The sequence below is a fragment of the Streptomyces sp. NPDC111628 genome (genome assembly GCF_055635195.1).
This window is the reverse complement of sequence record NZ_JBVKBZ010000007.1, coordinates 19,717-38,558: the sequence shown is the minus strand read 5'-3', so window position 1 is coordinate 38,558 and position 18,842 is coordinate 19,717. Positions and strand designations below refer to the sequence as shown.

Below are 18,842 nucleotides of genomic sequence, written 5' to 3'. Positions count from 1 at the left end.
GCGCTGCTACACCGTCACGGGTTCCGCCTCCGCGGGCTCCACGTCCTCGGCGGCCTCCCGGTCGCGCCTCTCGCGGCGGACCAGGAACCACCAGCCGACCGGTACGGCCGCGGCGAACAGCCACCACTGGATCGCGTAGGCGAAGTTCAGCGCGGCGTTCTCGTTGCCGGGCTTGCCGATGGGCTCCGGAGTGTCGTTCGTCGGCTCCGGCGTCTCCAGGACGACGTATCCGCCGAGCACCCGGGCGTCCAGGCGCTCGGCCTGCTGCTCGCTGTTGATGAGCATGATCTGCCGGTCCGGGAGGCCCTCGAGGTCCTTGATGCCGCTCGCCTCGGTCGTCTCGTCGGGCATCAGCCGGCCGGTGAGGGTCAGCTCGCCCCGGGGCGGTGCCGGGACCTTCGGGAACGCGGTCTGGCTCGGGCCGTCCGCGGGGATCCAGCCCCGGTTGACCAGCAGGACCTTGCCGTCGTTCAGCACGAACGGGGTCAGTACGTGGTAGCCGATGTTGTCGTCGCCGTCGGTGCGGCGGCGGACGACGACCTCGCGGTCCGTGTCGAAGCGGCCCTCCGCGGTGACGGTGCGGTACCGCTCACGTGTGGTGATCTTCTTGCCGGGCGCGGTCAGCGACTCCACGGGCGCCGGCGAGGCTTCGAGCGCGCGCGCGACCAGGTCGTTCCGGGCGGTGCGCTCCTCGTAGCGGTGCATCTGCCAGAAGCCCAGCTTGATCATCGTGGGGATGAGCAGCACGGCGACCAGCGTGAGGATCACCCACTGGCGGGACAACAGGAAGCGGTACACCCCACGACGGTACAACTCGGTCGTGGGGCGTCACGCGGCGGGTACGGGCTCACGCCCGGCGGCGGAGCTCAGACCTTGTCGACGATCCCCGCCCTCCCCTCCGCGCGGGCGCAGTGGGCGCCGCAGAACCAGTGGCCCTCGACCTCGACGCCCTGGCCGATGATCTGCACCCGGCAGTGCTCGCAGAGGGGGGCCATCCGGTGGATCGCGCAGGAGAAGCAGTCGAAGACGTGCACCGCTCCCTGGGCGTGGACCTCGAAGGTCATTCCGTAGTTGTTGCCGCAGACTTCACATGTCGCCATGGGCCACAGGGTGGGCCGTCACCGCGACGCGGGCGAGCGGGCGCCGGGCGAGTCGCCCGGAATCACCCGTCCGCGGGGTCGACGTCCGCGAGCAGCTGCCCGAAGGCCGCCTCGTCCACCACCGGAGTGCCGAACTGGCGGGCCTTGACCACCTTGGAGGTGCCCGAGTCCGGGTCGTTGGTGACCAGCAGGCTGGTCAGCCGGGACAGGCTGGTCGCGACGTGCAGCCCCGCCTCGACGGCGCGGTCCTCCAGCAGGTCGCGCTCGACGGAGGTGTCACCCGAGAAGGCGACCCGCATGCCCTGCTTGAGCCGTTTGCCCTCTTCGTACCGGCCCGGGTTGGGATAGGGGCATGCGGGCCTTTTGCGGGAGGGGCGCCAACTGGTCGGCCGGTAGCTTCCGTAGCCCGCCTGCTGCCCGATCCGGGGCGCGGGCCGGTCCGACCACTCGGTCAGCGGCCGGCACTCGTGCAGGGGCAGCCGCACGTCCCCGGCCGCCGCGGCGAGCAGACTCGGCCGGAACGCCTCCGCCAGCACCCGGGCGTCGTCCAGCGCGTGGTGCGCCCGCTGCTGCACGACGCCGAAGTGCGCGGCCAGCGACTCCAGCTTGTGGTTGGGCAGCGGCAGGTCCAGCGCCTTGGACAGCGCGATGGTGCACAGGCGTTGACGCACCGGCGCCTCGCGCTCCGCGCGCGCGTACTCACGGGCGATCATCTGCCAGTCGAAGACCGCGTTGTGCGCGACGAGGACCCGCCCGTCGAGCCGGGCCGCGAACTCCTCGGCGACGTCCGGGAAGAGCGGCGCGTCCCGGAGTACGTCGCTGGTCAGACCGTGTATCCACACCGGGCCCGGATCGCGCTGCGGATTGACCAGGGTGTACCAGTGGTCCTCGACCTCGCCGCGGGCGTCCAGCCGGTAGACGGCCGCCGAGATGATGCGGTCGTCGCGGGCCAGGCCGGTGGTCTCCACGTCGACGACCGCGTACCCCTGGGGATACGCGGTCGGCCACGCCGTGGCGGGCGGCGCTGCGGTCGTGCGGTCTTCGAGCATGGTCAATGAGGATACGGGCCGGGACCGACACTCCGGTCCCGCAGGTGCCCCCGTCCGTCAAGTTCCGGGCGCCGGGGGAGGGTTGCGGCACCGTGCGGGCGCACTCACCAACGGATCGGCACCGGAAGGGCCGTCAGAAGCCCCGACACCGCCACCACCACGCCCAGCGCGACGACCTCCCCGCGCGCGGGGGAGCAGGCGGCCAGCGGGTCGGCCGCGCGGCTCAGCCGGATCCTGGCCCACAGCGCGAGGGCGGCGACGGCGGCCACCAGGAGCACCTTGGCCAGCAGGACCCGCCCGTAAGCGGTGTCCGTCAGCTGGTCCAGGATCGTGCCCGCCGGCATCCGGCGCAGCGAACTGCCCACCCCGGTGGCCGTGAGGGCCGCCAGCAGAACGGCCGCCACGCGCGCGTAGAGCCCCAGCAGGGCGGGCCCCGCCTCCGCCGCCCCCCAGCGCCGCAGGGTCCGCAGCACGTACAGCAGACCGCCCACCCACAGGGAGGCGCACGTCAGATGGACGAGGGTCAGTCCGGCGCCGAGCAGCGGGCTGTACTCGGTCGTGGGGTGGGCGCGCAGCGCGTCCGCGACGATCACCGCGGCCAGCGGCCACACCTGGAGTCCAGGCCGCCGCGAGGTCGCGCACAGCCAGGCCGCGAGGAATCCGTTGACCTCCAGCAGTGCGAGCTTGCCGTCGCGGGACTCGTAGAGACCACCGACGTCGATGTCGGCGACGGAGCCCGGGACCAGGTTGCCCGTGGCCACGACCGAGGCCAGCCCCAGCGCGGCGACGAGACCGACGGCGGCCGCGTACGGCGACCAGCTGCGGGGCCGGTCTCCGGGAGCGCCGGGCAGCGACCGGGCCAGCCGGTTCGCGAAGAGTTCGCCGAGCGGAACGCTCAGCGCGGCGAAGAGCACCGTGCGCAGCAGGGCGATGCCGCCGGTGCCGGGTGCCTCGGCCTCCCCGGTGCCGTGCAGGGCGGAGGAGGGGCCGAGCACGGGTATCAGCGCGCCCAGTGCCACCAGGACGAGTACGGCGACCGTCCGGCCGGTGCCGGAGGGCCGTGAGTGGCGTCCGGTGTCGGTGGTCCGGGACGGGGGTCGTATCGAGGTCACCCCAGGATCTTCACCAAGTCACCAGATCCGGGCAAGTTCCGCCGTCGCCCTCACGAGTCCCGTGCCGTGTCGGCCGCGGACGCGTCCTGCGGGTGGGAAGCGGCCGACCACCACAGCCGCACCTCCTTGCGCACGTCCGTGGGGCGCAGCTCCCACCCCTGGGCGAGGGCGACCTCGGCGACGTACCGTCCGCCGACGCCGCGGTAGACGCGTCGGGGTATCTCGCATTCCACGGGCGGCCGCGCCTTCTTCGGCTCGCGCGGGGCGGAGGCCTGCTCGGTCCAGATGCCGACGGCCTTGTCGACCCGCGCACGGTAGTGGGCGGTGTCGCCCTCGTGCCGCAGCTCGGGCCACGTCACACACCAGGAGCCCAGCCGGGCTATGCCACCGAGGACGTCGTCCATGAACCGCATGTAGCCGCGCCCGAAGCCCTCACTGACCGCGGCGATCCCGTCGGCGAACAGACCCACCACGAAGAGCACCGCTGCCACTGCCAGCCAGAACGCGCACAGCAGCGGAAAGAACAGGAGGGTCGCGACGAACCTCAGGGCCGGCGCCCAGCGGGGGCGCACCGGTTCGGGCCCCCAGGTGGCGGGATCCTCGTAAGTGTCCATGAGGAAGATACTGCCGCACGACGGGGACGGCGGCCCGGGTGGGAACCGGACCGCCGCCCCCGCATCACGCTCGGGTACGCCTACCGGTTACCAGGTCACCGCGTCCAGCGCGTCGGCCATGCCCCAGCCGTAGAAACCGTTGCGGTTCTTCGGGCCCTCGCACACCGCGTCGACCTTGCCGTCGCCGTCGATGTCATAGGGGTCGGTGCACGCCGTGGCGTCGGCCTCGGCGTACAGCAGGGCCTTCACCATGGCGGGGGAGGCGTACGGGTGCGTCGACTTGATGAGGGCGGCGACGCCCGCGACGTGCGGGGAGGCCATCGACGTACCGGCCATGTAGCCCCACTTGCCGCCGGGCAGCGTGCCCAGGATCAGGCCGCTCGTGGCGGGCGGCTCCGGCGTCTGGTAGGCCGTCGAGTCGCCGCCGGGCGCGGCGATGTCGATGACACCCAGGCCGTGGTTGGAGAAGGACGACTTGAGGCCCTTCGCACCGGTCGCCGCGACCGTCACGACGCCCGGCAGCTGGGTCGGGATGTCCAGGCACTTCGACGGGTCGACGGTCCGGTCGCCGGGCGTGGTGTCGTTGGGCGAGGACGGGTCGGTGATCTCGTCGGAGGTGAGGTCGTAGTTCTCGTTGCCGGCCGCGGCGACGTTGACCGCGCCCTTCTTCTCCGCGTACCGCGACGCCCGCGAGACCGCCTCGACGAGCGCCTTCTGGTCCGGGTCGTCCTTGCAGTTGAAGTACCACGGGTCGGTGTAATAGCTGTTGTTGGTCACGTCGACGCCGTGCTCGGCCGCCCACATGAAGCCGCAGACCACGGCCTCGGTGTAGAAGAAGCCGTCGGGGTTGGAGACCTTGATGCCGGCCACCTTCACCCCGGGCGCCACGCCGGTCATGCCGATGCCGTTCTTGGCGGCGGCTATCTCCCCGGCCACGTGGGTGCCGTGCGGGCTCTCCGCCGCGCTCGGCCGCCAGGCGCCGTCGGTGGTGTCCGGCTTGCCCGCCACACAGTTGACGGACGCCTGCCGGTCGAAGTTCGGGGCGATGTCCGGGTGGGTGTCGTCGACGCCGGTGTCGATGACGGCGACGGTCACCTTCTTGCTGCCCAGCGACTTCTCGTGCGCCTTGTCCGCCTTGATGGCGGGCAGGTCCCACTGGAGCGACTCCAGCGGGTCCTGGCCCTCGGCCTTCGCGGAGGAGGCCTTGGCGGCGGCCAGTTCCTCGCCGCCGAGCACCTGCGGCGCGCCCGTGTCGGTGGTGGCGGCCGAGGGCAGCGGCGCGGTGCGGGTGGCACCGGCCGACTGCACGCCGCGCACCTTGCGGACGGTCTTGGCGAAGTCGGGGTTGGCGGAGTGGACGACGATCACGCCGATCCGGTCGTACGACGTGACGATCGTGCCGCCCGCCTTGGCTATCGCCCGCCGCACGGTGGCCGAAGGACGGTGCCCGGGGGCGACGTTGACGACGTAGCTGAGCGAGGTCGCGTCCGCCGCCGTCGAAGGGGCGGCCTCCGCCGCGGGTGCCGCGGCGGCCGGGGTGCCCGGCAGGAACGCGAGCGAGGCGGCCACGGCCAGGCCGGCCGGGATCGCGAGGGCGCGGCGGTGACGCGAGAGGGGAGCGGTCATGCGTGGTGTCTCCAGTCCGTCGGGAAAACTCGGGAAACGAGCCGGCGTCTGGAGCGCGGATCGCGCGCGGAACGCAGATGATCCATGGGTTCTCCACATCATCCGGCAGAACGGCACCCGCCCGGGCACGGGTAATCGGGCAGGTACATGACGTAGTGGTGCAGGGTGAAGCTATCCCCCGAAGTCGCTGGCCAGCAATGACCCGCCGAGGGTGACTTCGGAAAGTGCCACGGGTGTTGAACCGGTCCCCGCGGGGCGCCGTGTCGTTGGACAGGGAGCCCGAGCACGATCAGCCCCCTGCGAGAACACCGAGGTCCAAGCCGTCATGTCCGTCGTACGAGGAGACTCCGTGGCCACCGACGCACCGCCCCCCTCGAAAGAGGAGCCCCCCTCGCAAGAGGAACACCGACTCCCCTCCGCCGAGGAGTTCTCCGAAGTGCAGCAGAGCGCCGAGTTCGCCGAACTGCGCCGCTCCTTCCGCTCCTTCGCGTTTCCGCTGACCGTCGCCTTCGTGGCCTGGTACCTGCTCTACGTGCTGCTGTCGAACTACGCCGGCGGCTTCATGGGCACCAAGCTGTTCGGCAACATCAACGTCGCGTTCGTCTTCGGCATCGCCCAGTTCGTCACCACGTTCCTCATCGCCTGGTGGTACTCGCGGCACGCCGCCGCGAAGCTCGACCCCAAGGCCGAGGCCATCAAGACCCGGATGGAGGGCGGCGCATGAGCCCCGCACAGTCCGTTTTCGCCGCCGAGCTGGCCGCCAACGAGGCCAGCGAGCACCGGCCGCTCATCATCACGCTCTTCGCGGTCTTCGTCCTCGCGACGCTCGGCATCACCGTCTGGGCGGGCCGCCAGACCAAGGACGCCGCCGACTTCTATGCGGGCGGCCGCCAGTTCAGCGCCTTCCAGAACGGCCTCGCCGTCTCCGGCGACTACATGTCGGCCGCGTCCTTCCTCGGCATCGCCGGCGCCATCGCCCTCTTCGGCTACGACGGCTTCCTCTACTCCATCGGCTTCCTGGTCGCCTGGCTGGTCGCCCTGCTCCTGGTCGCCGAGCCGCTCAGGAACTCCGGCCGCTACACGATGGGCGACGTCCTCGCCTACCGCATGCGCCAGCGCCCGGTGCGCACCGCCGCCGGCACCTCCACGATCGTCGTCTCGATCTTCTACCTGCTGGCCCAGATGGCGGGCGCGGGCATCCTGGTCTCGCTGCTGCTCGGCATCACCTCCGACGCCGGCAAGATCCTCATCGTCGCCCTCGTCGGCATCCTGATGATCGTGTACGTCACCATCGGCGGCATGAAGGGCACCACCTGGGTCCAGATGGTCAAGGCCGTGCTGCTGATCGGCGGCACCATCCTGATCACCTTCCTGGTGCTGCTGAAGTTCGACTTCAACATCTCCGACCTGCTCGGCAAGGCCGCGGAGAACAGCGGTGCGGGCTCCGCGTTCCTGGAGCCCGGCCTCCAGTACGGCGGGAGCGGCACCACCAAGCTGGACTTCATCTCCCTGGGCATCGCCCTGGTGCTCGGCACCGCCGGCCTGCCGCACATCCTGATCCGCTTCTACACGGTGCCCAACGCCAAGGCCGCCCGTAAGTCCGTGAACTGGGCGATCGGCATCATCGGCGCCTTCTACCTGATGACCATCGCCCTCGGCTTCGGCGCCGCGGCGCTCGTCGGCAAGGACGAGATCGTCGCGTCCAACCCGTCCGGCAACACGGCGGCGCCCCTGCTCGCGCTGCACGTCGGCGGCGTCGACTCGGCCTGGGGCGCGATCCTGCTCGCCACGATCTCGGCGGTGGCCTTCGCGACCATCCTCGCCGTCGTCGCGGGCCTCACCCTCGCCTCGTCCTCGTCCTTCGCGCACGACATCTACGCCAACGTCATCCGCAAGGGCCAGGCCACGGAGAAGGAGGAGATGCGGGCGGCCCGCTGGGCGACCGTCTTCATCGGCATCGTCTCCATCGCGCTCGGCGCCCTCGCCCGCGACCTGAACGTGGCCGGCCTGGTCGCCCTGGCCTTCGCCGTCGCCGCTTCGGCCAACCTGCCGACGATCCTCTACAGCCTGTTCTGGAAGCGGTTCACCACCCAGGGCGCCCTGTGGTCGATCTACGGCGGCCTGATCGTCGCCGTCGGTCTGGTGCTGTTCTCGCCCGTCGTCTCCGGCGACCCGAAGGCGATGTTCCCGGACGTCGACTTCGCCTGGTTCCCGCTGAAGAACCCGGGCATCATCTCGATCCCGTTCGGCTTCCTGATGGGCTGGCTCGGCACGGTCCTGTCGAAGGAGGAGCCCGACAAGGCGAAGTACGCGGAGCTGGAGGTCCGGTCCCTGACCGGCACCGGAGCGCACTGACGCCCTCGCCCGACCGGTATCGGCGCGGCCGCTCGTAGATCCCTACGACGCGGCCGCGTCGTGCGTCGTGGGATCGGGCGGCTGTCGATGTCGGACCGGTCACGTAGGCTCGACGGTGTCGGAGGAGAGAAGTGCTCCGCCGATCCGCGTCGAGGGAGGGGGCCCACGTGCTCATCGACACCTACGGCCGAGTGGCCACCGACCTGAGGGTCTCGCTCACCGACCGCTGCAACCTGCGCTGCACCTACTGCATGCCCGAAGAGGGCCTCCAGTGGCTCGCCAAGCCCGACCTGCTCACGGACGACGAGATCGTCCGCCTCATCGACATCGCGGTGACCTCCCTCGGCATCGAGGAAGTCCGCTTCACCGGCGGCGAGCCGCTGCTGCGCCCCGGTCTGGTCGGCATCGTCGAGCGCGTCGCCGCTCTGACCCCGCGCCCGCAGATGTCCCTCACCACCAACGGCATCGGCCTCAGGCGCACGGCCACGGCCCTGAAGGCAGCGGGCCTGGACCGGGTCAACGTCTCGCTGGACACCCTGCGCCCGGACGTCTTCAAGACCCTCACCCGCCGGGACCGCCACAAGGACGTCCTGGAGGGCCTGGAAGCCGCCCGCGAGGCCGGACTCACCCCCGTCAAGGTCAACAGCGTCCTGATGCCGGGGCTCAACGACGACGAGGCCCCCGACCTGCTCGCCTGGGCCGTCGAGCACGACTACGAACTGCGCTTCATCGAGCAGATGCCCCTGGACGCCCAGCACGGCTGGAAGCGCGAGGGCATGGTCACCGCCGGTGACATCCTGACCTCCCTGCGCACCCGCTTCGAGCTGACCGCCGAGGGCTCCGAGGAGCGCGGCTCGGCCCCCGCCGAACGCTGGCTGGTGGACGGCGGCCCGCACCGCGTCGGCGTCATCGCCTCCGTCACCCGCCCGTTCTGCTCGGCCTGCGACCGCACCCGCCTGACCGCCGACGGCCAGGTGCGCACCTGCCTGTTCGCCACCGAGGAGACCGACCTGCGCGCGGCCCTGCGCTCCGACGCCCCCGACGAGGAGGTCGCCCGCATCTGGCGCCTGGCCATGTGGGGCAAGAAGGCGGGCGCGGGCCTCGACGACCCGACCTTCGTCCAGCCCGACCGCCCGATGTCGGCGATCGGAGGCTAGAAGCAGGATCCCCTCAAGGCCTGCCGGAATCCTCCGGGGCTTCCCACTCGGCGAGCGGGACCACGTCCTTCAGGAAGTCCCGCACCCCGAGGAACTGGGACAGGTGCTCGCGGTGCTCGTCGCACGCGATCCAGGTCTTGCGGCGCTCCGGAGTGTGGATCTTCGGGTTGTTCCACGCCAGCACCCACACGGCGGGGGTGCGGCAGCCCTTGGCGGAGCAGATCGGGGTGGTTTCGTCACTCACGGTTTCGTCTCACAGGTCCACGCACGAGGGTCCGCACACAAGGCGACGCCGAGCAGCCACGGGGGGAGCTGCCCGGCGTCGGTCCGTCGCTCCGACGGGGGATGCGGAGCGCGTACGAAGTATGTCACGGCTCACCCATCGCCCGGCACCGGAACAACACGATTCATCTGAGCATTTCTTCGGCCTGGCGCGGAATCGACGCCGCCGCGCGGGAGGCGCCGCGGTCACGGTCGGCCGCGCTGCTCACCGGCCGCACCCGGCCCCGGATCGGCGGTCGCGCCCTCCGGGACGGATTCCGCCGCACCGTTCCCGGCCCGCGGCGGCATGATCATCGGCGGGGTCGGCGCCGTCACGAACGTCGACGGCAAGGATGGCGCGTTCTCGCGCCCGGCGTTGGCGATCACGACCGCGATGTACGGCAGGGCGGCCCCGACGATCAGGGCCACGATCGCGACGTGCCGTTCCACGTTCCACAGGCAGACCGCGAGGATCACCGAGGCCGTACGGATCGACATCGAGATGATGTACCGCCGCTGCCGCCCGCGGACGTCCTCCTGGAGGCCCGTCCGGGCCCCGGTGATCCGGAACACCTCGGCACTGCCGTCGGCACTCTGCTTCCGCATCTGGTTCCACCATCCGCCCGCATCGGACTCTCCCCGCCCCGCTCTCGTCCGCGGCCGCTCGGGGACTCCGGTCCCGGACAACTCTCCACGTTACGCCGCGCCTGCGCCGCTCACGAGACCGGGGCACCCCCGGTCCGGCCGGACCGCCTGCGCCACCCGGCCGGGCGCCGGTACCCCGTTCGGCCGTACGCGGCATGCGCCGTACGCGGTACGCCCGAACACTGGTGGCAATGCTCGCGTAGAGCCGGACGAGGAGGCAGCCATGGGCTGGTTGTGGGCGATCATCGTGGGATTCGTGCTCGGCTTGATCGCCAAGGCGATCATTCCCGGCAAGCAGCACATGCCGCTGTGGCTGACCACCATCTGCGGCATGATCGGCGCGATCATCGGCAACGCGATCGCCCGGGCGGCCGGTGTCGAGGCGACCTCCGGTATCGACTGGTGGCGGCACCTGTTCCAGCTGGTGGCGGCGATCATCGTGGTCGGCCTCGGCGACGCGGCCTACGCGTCGGTACGCGGCAACAGGCGACGCGAACGGGCCTGACCCCGCTCCGAACCCGTCCCGTACGGCGAAGGGGCGGTCTCCGGCGCCGTACGGCTGCCCGGAGACCGCCCCTCGCGCGTGCGCCCGTTCAGGCGCCGGTGATCTCCACCGCGGCCAGGTTCTTCTTGCCGCGGCGCAGCACCAGCCAGCGCCCGTGCAGCAGGTCCTCCTTGGCGGGGACGGCGTCCTCGCCGGTGACCTTGGCGTTGTTCACGTAGGCGCCGCCCTCCTTCACCGTGCGGCGGGCGGCGGACTTGCTGGCCACCAGGCCCACCTCGGCGAACAGGTCGACGACCGGGGCCGGCTCGGCGACCCGGACGTGCGGCAGCTCGGAGAGGGCCGCGGCCAGTGTCGCCTCGTCCAGCTCCGCCAGGTCGCCCTGGCCGAAGAGGGCCTTGGACGCGGCGATCACGGCGGCCGTCTGACCGGCGCCGTGCACCAGCGTCGTCAGCTCCTCGGCCAGCGCCCGCTGCGCGGCCCGGGCCTGCGGACGCTCCTCGGTCTGCCGCTCCAGCTCCTCCAGCTCCGCACGGGAGCGGAAGGACAGGATGCGCAGGTACGTCGAGATGTCCCGGTCGTCCACGTTCAGCCAGAACTGGTAGAACGCGTACGGCGTCGTCATCTCCGGGTCGAGCCAGACGGCGCCGCCCTCGGTCTTGCCGAACTTGGTGCCGTCCGCCTTGGTCATCAGCGGCGTCGCGTAGGCGTGCACCGACGCGTCCGGCTCCAGCCGGTGCAGCAGGTCGAGGCCGGCCGTGAGGTTGCCCCACTGGTCGCTGCCGCCCTGCTGCATCGTGCAGCCGTACCTCCGGTAGAGCTGGAGGAAGTCCATCGCCTGAAGCAGCTGGTAGCTGAACTCCGTGTAGCTGATGCCCTCGGAGGACTCCAGACGCCGGGCGACGGAGTCCTTGGTCAGCATCTTGTTGACCCGGAAGTGCTTGCCGATGTCCCGCAGGAACTCGATCGCCGACAGGCCCTCGGTCCAGTCGAGGTTGTTCACCATCACCGCGGCGTTCTCGCCCTCGAAGGACAGGAACGGCTCGATCTGGCCGCGCAGCCGCCGGACCCAGCCCGCGACGGTCTCCGGCGAGTTCAGCGTGCGCTCCGCGGTCGGGCGCGGGTCGCCGATCTGGCCCGTGGCCCCGCCGACCAGCGCCAGCGGCCGGTGCCCGGCCTGCTGGAGCCGGCGCACGGTGAGCACCTGCACCAGGTGCCCCACGTGCAGGGACGGCGCGGTCGGGTCGAAACCGCAATAGAACGTGACGGGACCGTCCGCGAGCGCCTTGCGCAAAGCGTCCTCGTCGGTGGACTGGGCGAACAGCCCGCGCCACTTCAGCTCGTCGACGATGTCCGTCACGGTTCTCGTGTCTCCTTGAGTGGTCTCGCGAAATCAGGTACGAGGTTATACGCCCTGACTGACAGAGCTCATATTGAAATCGGGGACCCGCAGCGCCGGCATCGCGGCCCTGGTGAACCAGTCGCCCCACTCCCTGGGCAGCGTCTTCTCCGTCCGCCCCGCCTCCGAGGCCCGCCCCAGCAGGCCCACGGGCGACTCGTTGAACCGGAAGTTGTTCACCTCGCCGACGACCTCCCCGTGCTCGACGAGATAGACGCCGTCCCGGGTCAGCCCGGTCAGCAGCAGCGTCGCCGGGTCGACCTCGCGGATGTACCAGAGGCAGGTCAGCAGCAGCCCGCGCTCCGTGCCCGCGACCATCTCGTCCAGGGACCGGTCGGGATCGCCGCCGTCCAGGATCAGGTTGCCGATCGCGGGTGCCACCGGCAGCCCGGTCAGCCCGGCGCTGTGCCGGGTGGTCGTCAGCCGGTGCAGCTCGCCGTCCCGGATCCAGTCGGTCGCCGCCACCGGCAGCCCGTTGTCGAACACCGACTGGTCGCCTCCCGAGGAGTGCGCGACCACGAACGGCGCGCTCTCCAGACCCGGCTCGTGCGGATCACTGCGCAGCGTCAGCGGCAGCGTGCCCAGCCGCTCGCCGACCCGGGTGCCGCCGGGCTTGGAGAACACCGTGCGCCCCTCGACCGCGTCCCGCCCGGAGGCCGACCAGTACTGGTAGATCAGCAGGTCCGCGACCGCGGTGGGCGGCAGCAGCGTCTCGTACCGTCCCGCGGGCAGCTCCACCCGGCGCTCGGCCCAGCCGAGTCGTACGGCCAGCTCGGCATCGAGGGCCGCCGGGTCGACGTCCTTGAAGTCCCGCGTGGCGTGTCCCGCCCACGCCGACCGGGTACGGTCCGGCGACTTGGCGTTCAGCTCCAGCGTCCCGTTCGGCTGGTCGTGCCGCAGCCTGAGCCCCGTCGAGGTGCCGACGTACGTCGAGGTCAGCTCGTGGTTCGCGAACCCGTACAGCTCCCGGCCGCCCGCACGCGCGCGGGCGAACGCCTCCCCGAGCGCCGGAGCGAAGTCGGCGAACACCGCCGACGAGGTCTCGGCGGGCGCGTCGGCGAAGTCCGGTGACCCCGGCCCGCCCGGAACCAGCGGCTGCGCGTCCTCCGCCGGACCGGCCCCCCGCGCGGCGGCCTCGGCGGCCCGCACCAGGGGCTCCAGCTCGTCCACGGTCACGGCCGAGCGCGACACGACCCCGGACGCCGTGCCCTCCCGCCCGTCCACGGTGGCGACGACCGTCAGCGTGCGCCCGCGCGTGACGCCGTTGGTGGTGAGCGCGTTGCCCGCCCAGCGCAGGTTGGCGGTGGACTCCTCGTCGGCGATGACGACGCACCCGTCGGCCCGGGACAGCTCCAGCGCCCGCTCGACGATCTCGTGCGGCTTGCTGCTGCGGACGCTCATCGACCGGCCTCCTGGGTGGTGTTCAGAATGTTGACTCCCTTGAAGAGGGCGGACGGGCAGCCGTGCGAGACGGCCGCGACCTGGCCCGGCTGGGCCTTGCCGCAGTTGAAGGCGCCGCCCAGGACGTACGTCTGCGGGCCGCCGACGGCCGCCATCGACCCCCAGAAGTCGGTGGTCGTCGCCTGGTACGCCACGTCCCGCAGCTGCCCGGCGAGCCGCCCGTTCTCGATCCGGAAGAAGCGCTGACCGGTGAACTGGAAGTTGTAGCGCTGCATGTCGATGGACCAGGACCGGTCCCCGACGACGTAGATCCCGCGGTCGACGCCCCCGATCAGGTCCTCGGTCGACAGCCCGCCCGGATCCGGCCGCAGCGACACGTTGGCCATGCGCTGCACCGGCACGTGCGCGGGGGAGTCGGCGTAGGCGCACCCGTTGGACCGCTCGAACCCGGTGAGCCGCGCGATCCGCCGGTCCAGCTGGTACCCCACCAGGGTGCCGTCCCTCACCAGGTCCCAGGACTGGGCCGCGACGCCCTCGTCGTCGTACCCGACGGTCGCCAGGCCGTGCTCGGCGGTGCGGTCGCCGGTGACGTTCATCAGCTCCGAGCCGTAGCGCAGCTTGCCGAGCTGGTCGAAGGTGGCGAAGGAGGTCCCGGCGTAGGCGGCCTCGTAACCGAGGGCGCGGTCCAGCTCGGTGGCGTGGCCGATGGACTCGTGGATGGTCAGCCACAGGTTCGACGGGTCGACGACCAGGTCGTACAGGCCCGCCTCGACGCTCGGCGCGCGCATCTTCTCGGCGAGCAGCTCCGGAATCTCGGCCAGCTCGGAATCCCAGTCCCAGCCGGTCCCGGTCAGGTACTCCCAGCCCCGCCCGGCCGGCGGCGCCAGCGTGCGCATGGAGTCGAACTCGCCGCTGGAGTCGTCCACCGACACGGCGGTGAGCACCGGGTGCAGCCGCACCCGCTGCTGAGTGGTCACGGTCCCGGCGGTGTCGGCGTAGAACTTGTTCTCGTGCACGGTGAGCAGCGAGGCGTCCACGTGGTCGACCCCGTCGGCCGCCAGCAGCCGTGCGCTCCAGTCGGCCAGCAGGGCCGACTTCTCCGCGTCCGGCACGGCGAAGGGGTCGATCTCGTACGCCGAGATCCAGGTCTGGTCGGCGTGCACGGGCTCGGCGGCCAGCTCGACCCTCTCGTCCGACCCGGCCGCCCTGATCACCTGCGCCGACAGTTTCGCCATCGCCACCGCCTGCGAGGCGACCTTGGCGGCCGCGTCCAGGGTCAGGTCCACGCCGGACGCGAAGCCCCACGTGCCGCCGTGCACCACCCGCACCGCGTACCCGAGGTCGGTGGTGTCCGAGGACCCGGCGGGCCGGGCGTCCCTGAGCCGCCAGGACGCGCTGCGCACCCGCTCCAGGCGGAAGTCGGCGTGCTCGGCGCCGAGGGCACGCGCACGGGCCAGGGCGGCGTCGGCGAGGGCGCGTAGGGGGAGTGCCGTGAAGGCTTGGTCGATGCTGTGAGGCACCTGCGTCTCTTTCTGTCGACGTGACCGGTCGTCTGCCGCGACACCGGGGGCTGCGCCGCATCATGTCGCGTCGGCGGTCCGGCGACCACAGCTTTCCCGCCGTACCCGGTGCCTTTCTGTAGGGACCCGACAGACAGCCCCGTAAGCCACTGTGGGTGCCCGAGTCTTTGACGGAGTCGGGGGACCGATAGATTTTCGAGGAAGCCGCCTGCCGTCGCCGTCCGCCGTACGGGTGACCGGGCGGGTGCGCCAGACTGCTATCGAAAGGGTGATCCGATGAGCCGCTCGGTTCTCGTCACCGGAGGAAACCGGGGCATCGGCCTCGCCATCGCCCGCGCCTTCGCCGACGCCGGCGACAACGTCGCGATCACGTACCGCTCGGGTGAGCCCCCGGAGGGCTTCCTGGCCGTCAAGTGCGACATCACCGACACCGAGCAGGTGGAGCAGGCCTACAAGGAGATCGAGGAGACACACGGTCCCGTCGAGGTCCTGGTCGCCAACGCCGGCGTCACCAAGGACCAGCTCCTGATGCGCATGTCGGAGGAGGACTTCACCTCCGTCGTCGAGACCAACCTCACCGGCACCTTCCGCGTCGTCAAGCGCGCCAACCGCGCCATGCTGCGCGCCAAGAAGGGCCGCGTCGTCCTCATCTCGTCGGTGGTCGGGCTGCTCGGCTCCGCGGGGCAGGCGAACTACGCCGCCTCCAAGGCCGGGCTGGTCGGCTTCGCGCGTTCCCTCGCCCGTGAGCTGGGGTCGCGCAACATCACCTTCAACGTCGTCGCGCCCGGCTTCGTCGACACCGACATGACCAAGGTGCTCACCGACGAGCAGCGGGCGAACATCGTGTCGCAGGTGCCGCTGGGGCGGTACGCGCGGCCGGAGGAGATCGCCGCCACGGTGCGGTTCCTCGCCTCGGACGACGCCTCGTACATCACTGGAGCCGTCATTCCCGTTGACGGCGGACTGGGAATGGGTCACTGATCACCATGAGCGGAATCCTCGAGGGCAAGCGCGTCCTGATCACCGGTGTGCTGATGGAGTCGTCCATCGCCTTCCACGCCGCCAAGCTGGCCCAGGAGCAGGGTGCCGAGATCATCCTGACCGCCTTCCCGCGGCCCACGCTGACCGAGCGCATCGCCAAGAAGCTGCCCAAGCCCACCAAGGTCATCGAGCTGGACGTCACCAACGACGAGCACCTCGCCCGGCTCGCCGACATCGTCGGCGAGGAGCTGGGCGGCCTCGACGGCGTCGTGCACTCCATCGGGTTCGCCCCGCAGGACGCGCTCGGCGGCAACTTCCTGAACACGCCGTTCGAGTCGGTCGCCACGGCCATGCACGTCTCGGCGTACTCCCTGAAGTCGCTGACCATGGCCTGCATGCCGCTGATGCAGAACGGCGGCTCGGTCGTCGGCCTCACCTTCGACGCGCAGTACGCCTGGCCGCAGTACGACTGGATGGGCCCGGCCAAGGCCGCGCTGGAGGCCACCAGCCGCTACATGGCCCGTGACCTCGGCAAGCAGAACATCCGCTGCAACCTGGTCTCGGCGGGCCCGATCGGGTCCATGGCCGCCAAGTCCATCCCGGGGTTCAGCGACCTGGCCGCCGTGTGGGACAGCCGTTCCCCGCTGGAGTGGGACCTGAAGGACCCGGAGCCGGCCGGCCGCGGCATCGTCGCGCTGCTGAGCGACTGGTTCCCGAAGACCACGGGCGAGATCATCCACGTCGACGGCGGTCTGCACGCCATCGGCGCCTGAGCGGACGCCACGCCCGAGGGCCCGCATCCCGTACGGGATGCGGGCCCCCGTGTCGTGACGGCAGGTGTGCCACCGGAGCGGCGCGCCGACAGGGAGCGCGGGCGGAGTGGCGCGGGCCAGCGGAGTGGGGCGGCAGCGGAGCGCGGGTCAGCGGCCCGCGGGCGGAGCGAACAGCGCCGGTCGGCACACGAAGGGATAGGCCGCCGCCTCCTCGGCCGCCGTCGCCGCGTCGCCCGCGCGGATCGCGTCCACCAGCCGGGCGTGATCCATGTGCATGGCCGGGGACATGCCCTCGCCCACGTCGCCGCGCAGCCAGTCCCGCATCACCTCGCCCAGGTCCGCGTACATCGCCGTCATCACGTTGTTGTGCGAGGCGGCCACGACCGCCAGGTGGAACGTGGCGTCCGCCGACACGAACGCCTCCGCGTCACCCGACTCCCAGGCCTCCTCCCGGCGCAGCAGCAGGCCGTCGATCTGCTTGAGGTCCTTCTCCGTGCGCCGCTCGGCGGCCAGGCGTGCGGCGGCGGACTCCAGCGTGGAACGCAGCTCGGCGATGTGCCGGGGGTCGGCGTCGGCGAAGCGGCGCTGCATCACGCCGGCCAGCTCGCTGGTCGCCACGACGTAGGTGCCCGAGCCCTGGCGGATGTCCAGCAGACCGTTGTGGGCCAGCGCGCGGACCGCCTCACGCACCGTGTTCCGGGCGACGCCGAGCTGCTCGACCAGCTCGGGCTCGGTGGGGATGCGGGAGCCGACCGGCCACTCGCCCGAGGCGATCTGCTGCCGCAGCGCCGCGATGACCTGCTCGGACAGTGCCGAACGACGGGGATGGCTCAGCGGCATGGCTCACCTTCGCACACATGGGGACGAGCGAGTGGACAATCAATCATCCCATGATTCTATGATGGGTCTCATGGCTAGTGACGAAACCCGGACGGAGACACGTACGCAGACGCGCACGGACACGGGTACGGGTACGGGTACGGGTACGGAGGCACGCACGCAGGGGCGTGCCGGGGGCGGCGGCGTGTCCGAGGTACCCGGCGAGGCGTCCGCCACGCGCGCGTGGACGACCTGGACGACCCGTCTGCTCATCCTCGGCATCGTCCTGGCCGCGGTGAACCTGCGCCCCGCCATCACGAGCCTGGGCGCCCTCCTGGAGGAGGTCCGCGACGGGCTCGGCATGAGCGGCAGCGTCGCCGGACTGCTCACCTCCGTGCCCCCGCTCTGTTTCGCCGTCTTCGGCGTCACCGCCCCCCGGCTGGCCCGCCGCTTCGGGGCCGGCGCCGTGGTCTGCGCCGGCATGGTCGCCATCACCGCGGGCCTGCTGATCCGCCCCTACGCCGGCGGCACGGGCGGCTTCCTGGCCGCCACCGCCCTGGCACTGATGGGCATCGCGGTCAGCAACGTCCTGATGCCGGTCATCGTCAAGCGCTACTTCCCCGACCGCGTCGGTTCCATGACCGGCCTCTACTCGATGGCCCTCGCCTTCGGCACCTCCGTCGCCGCGGCGGCGACCGTGCCCCTGACCGACGCGCTGGGCGGTCACTGGCAGCCCGGCCTCGCCGTCTGGGCCGTGCTGCCCGCGCTGGCCGTCCTGCCGTGGATCCCCTTCGTGCGGAACCGGAAGGCGCCGGCCTCCACGGCGCCGTCCACGCCGCGCCCGGAGGGCGAGCGGTCCGCCGGGAAGCCCGCGGAACAGCCCCCGCTGCGGATCACCCGCAGCCGCACGGCCTGGGCGCTCGCCGTCTTCTTCGGTCTCCAGGCCACCGCCGCCTACATCACGATGGGGTGGATGGCGCAGATCTTCCGGGACTCGGGCGTCTCCGCCGGTACCGCCGGGCTGCTGCTCGCCGTGATCATGGTGATGGGCGTGCCGCTCGCCTTCGTCATCCCGCGCGTGGCGACCCGCCTGCCCCACCAGGGCCCGATCGTGGTGGTCCTGGGCGTGTGCGGGCTCGCCGGATACGCCGGTCTGTACTTCGCGCCGGTCGGCGGCGCCTGGGCCTGGGCCCTGCTGCTCGGCGTCTCCAACTGTGCCTTCCCGCTGGCGCTGACCATGGTCGGGATGCGGGCCAGGACCGGGGCGGGCGTCGCCCAGCTGTCCGCCTTCGCGCAGAGCACCGGCTACCTGATCTCCATCCCCGGTCCGCTCCTGGTGGGCGTGCTCTACCAGCACAGCGGCGGCTGGGGGCTGCCGATCGCGCTGATGAGCGCGCTGATGGTGCCGCAGATCGTGGTGGGCGTCCTGGCGGGGCGCAACCGCACGGTGGAGGACGAGGCGGCCCGCTGACCGGTCGGGCGGCGCGCTGACCGGTCGGGCGGCGCGCCGGTCCCGGTCGGTGGCCCG

General features: G+C 71.6%; 19 protein-coding genes. 7 read left to right on the top strand and 12 right to left on the bottom strand.

Annotated features, from left to right (window positions below; translation table 11 throughout):
• Positions 1–6 precede the first annotated feature (6 nt).
• The 6 genes from ACZ7MF_RS32765 to ACZ7MF_RS32740 all read right to left on the bottom strand — a co-directional run bounded on the left by ACZ7MF_RS32765 (position 7) and on the right by ACZ7MF_RS32740 (position 5,501).
• Positions 7–798 carry an SURF1 family cytochrome oxidase biogenesis protein gene (locus ACZ7MF_RS32765; RefSeq protein ID WP_471481891.1) on the bottom strand — a complete coding sequence of 264 codons (792 nt, stop codon included), beginning with the start codon at positions 796–798 and terminating at the stop codon, positions 7–9.
• 68 nt (positions 799–866) lie between these two features.
• On the bottom strand, positions 867–1,100 hold the full coding sequence (locus tag ACZ7MF_RS32760) for a hypothetical protein (protein ID WP_115741443.1): 234 nt from the start codon (positions 1,098–1,100) through the stop codon (positions 867–869).
• A gap of 62 nt (positions 1,101–1,162) precedes the next feature.
• The gene (locus tag ACZ7MF_RS32755) at positions 1,163–2,149 is read right to left on the bottom strand and encodes a DEDDh family exonuclease (RefSeq protein WP_356861511.1); all 987 of its coding nucleotides are present in this window, start codon (positions 2,147–2,149) and stop codon (positions 1,163–1,165) included.
• A 104-nt stretch (positions 2,150–2,253) separates the two neighbouring features.
• The gene (locus ACZ7MF_RS32750) at positions 2,254–3,261 is read right to left on the bottom strand and encodes a CopD family protein (protein WP_471481890.1); all 1,008 of its coding nucleotides are present in this window, start codon (positions 3,259–3,261) and stop codon (positions 2,254–2,256) included.
• 50 nt (positions 3,262–3,311) lie between these two features.
• Positions 3,312–3,875, bottom strand: coding sequence for a hypothetical protein (locus tag ACZ7MF_RS32745; RefSeq protein WP_471481889.1), 564 nt, complete (start codon positions 3,873–3,875; stop codon positions 3,312–3,314).
• 87 nt (positions 3,876–3,962) lie between these two features.
• Positions 3,963–5,501 carry a S8 family peptidase gene (locus ACZ7MF_RS32740; protein WP_471481888.1) on the bottom strand — a complete coding sequence of 513 codons (1,539 nt, stop codon included), beginning with the start codon at positions 5,499–5,501 and terminating at the stop codon, positions 3,963–3,965.
• A gap of 349 nt (positions 5,502–5,850) precedes the next feature.
• Here ACZ7MF_RS32740 and ACZ7MF_RS32735 point away from each other — a divergent pair, with 349 nt between their 5' ends.
• The 3 genes from ACZ7MF_RS32735 (at position 5,851) to moaA (ending at position 9,013) form a co-directional block, all read left to right on the top strand.
• A complete protein-coding gene (locus tag ACZ7MF_RS32735) occupies positions 5,851–6,225 on the top strand; it encodes a DUF485 domain-containing protein (RefSeq protein WP_003976999.1) in 375 nt (124 codons plus the stop codon).
• Positions 6,222–7,856, top strand: a complete 1,635-nt coding sequence (locus ACZ7MF_RS32730; RefSeq protein ID WP_471481887.1) for a solute symporter family protein — start codon at positions 6,222–6,224, stop codon at positions 7,854–7,856. The genes ACZ7MF_RS32735 and ACZ7MF_RS32730 overlap by 4 nt, the downstream gene beginning before the upstream one ends.
• 167 nt (positions 7,857–8,023) lie before the next feature.
• Positions 8,024–9,013: a GTP 3',8-cyclase MoaA gene (gene moaA / locus ACZ7MF_RS32725; protein ID WP_471481886.1), complete on the top strand. Its 990-nt coding sequence runs from the start codon at positions 8,024–8,026 to the stop codon at positions 9,011–9,013.
• Between the two features lie 13 nt (positions 9,014–9,026).
• Here moaA and ACZ7MF_RS32720 read toward each other — a convergent pair whose 3' ends face one another.
• Both ACZ7MF_RS32720 and ACZ7MF_RS32715 read right to left on the bottom strand, forming a co-directional pair.
• On the bottom strand, positions 9,027–9,257 hold the full coding sequence (locus ACZ7MF_RS32720) for a hypothetical protein (protein WP_356861499.1): 231 nt from the start codon (positions 9,255–9,257) through the stop codon (positions 9,027–9,029).
• Positions 9,258–9,481: 224 nt separating this feature from the next.
• Positions 9,482–9,880, bottom strand: a complete 399-nt coding sequence (locus tag ACZ7MF_RS32715; RefSeq protein ID WP_471481885.1) for a DUF3099 domain-containing protein — start codon at positions 9,878–9,880, stop codon at positions 9,482–9,484.
• A gap of 262 nt (positions 9,881–10,142) precedes the next feature.
• On the opposite strand from ACZ7MF_RS32715, the gene ACZ7MF_RS32710 reads away from it, so the two are divergent.
• Positions 10,143–10,424 carry a GlsB/YeaQ/YmgE family stress response membrane protein gene (locus ACZ7MF_RS32710; protein ID WP_471481884.1) on the top strand — a complete coding sequence of 94 codons (282 nt, stop codon included), beginning with the start codon at positions 10,143–10,145 and terminating at the stop codon, positions 10,422–10,424.
• A gap of 88 nt (positions 10,425–10,512) precedes the next feature.
• Here the strand turns inward: ACZ7MF_RS32710 and tyrS are convergent, their stop codons facing one another.
• Genes tyrS through ACZ7MF_RS32695 form a run of 3 tightly spaced genes read right to left on the bottom strand, consistent with a single transcriptional unit; the run spans position 10,513 to position 14,741 of the window.
• On the bottom strand, positions 10,513–11,781 hold the full coding sequence (tyrS, locus tag ACZ7MF_RS32705; RefSeq protein WP_356861493.1) for a tyrosine--tRNA ligase: 1,269 nt from the start codon (positions 11,779–11,781) through the stop codon (positions 10,513–10,515).
• A 45-nt stretch (positions 11,782–11,826) separates the two neighbouring features.
• Entirely contained in the window at positions 11,827–13,221 is a 1,395-nt protein-coding gene (locus ACZ7MF_RS32700) for a metallopeptidase TldD-related protein (RefSeq protein ID WP_471481883.1), read from the bottom strand.
• The gene (locus tag ACZ7MF_RS32695) at positions 13,218–14,741 is read right to left on the bottom strand and encodes a TldD/PmbA family protein (RefSeq protein ID WP_471481882.1); all 1,524 of its coding nucleotides are present in this window, start codon (positions 14,739–14,741) and stop codon (positions 13,218–13,220) included. Before ACZ7MF_RS32695 ends, ACZ7MF_RS32700 begins: the two co-directional genes overlap by 4 nt.
• Positions 14,742–15,017: 276 nt before the next feature.
• Here ACZ7MF_RS32695 and fabG point away from each other — a divergent pair, with 276 nt between their 5' ends.
• Together fabG and fabI are read left to right on the top strand one after the other, a co-directional pair.
• A complete protein-coding gene (gene fabG / locus ACZ7MF_RS32690; RefSeq protein WP_115741432.1) occupies positions 15,018–15,722 on the top strand; it encodes a 3-oxoacyl-[acyl-carrier-protein] reductase in 705 nt (234 codons plus the stop codon).
• A gap of 5 nt (positions 15,723–15,727) precedes the next feature.
• Positions 15,728–16,495 carry an enoyl-ACP reductase FabI gene (gene fabI, locus ACZ7MF_RS32685; protein WP_388513927.1) on the top strand — a complete coding sequence of 256 codons (768 nt, stop codon included), beginning with the start codon at positions 15,728–15,730 and terminating at the stop codon, positions 16,493–16,495.
• Positions 16,496–16,642: 147 nt separating this feature from the next.
• Here fabI and ACZ7MF_RS32680 read toward each other — a convergent pair whose 3' ends face one another.
• Positions 16,643–17,335, bottom strand: coding sequence for a FadR/GntR family transcriptional regulator (locus ACZ7MF_RS32680; RefSeq protein ID WP_471481881.1), 693 nt, complete (start codon positions 17,333–17,335; stop codon positions 16,643–16,645).
• A 58-nt stretch (positions 17,336–17,393) separates the two neighbouring features.
• On the opposite strand from ACZ7MF_RS32680, the gene ACZ7MF_RS32675 reads away from it, so the two are divergent.
• Positions 17,394–18,785: a CynX/NimT family MFS transporter gene (locus ACZ7MF_RS32675; RefSeq protein WP_471481880.1), complete on the top strand. Its 1,392-nt coding sequence runs from the start codon at positions 17,394–17,396 to the stop codon at positions 18,783–18,785.
• Positions 18,786–18,842: the final 57 nt, after the last annotated feature.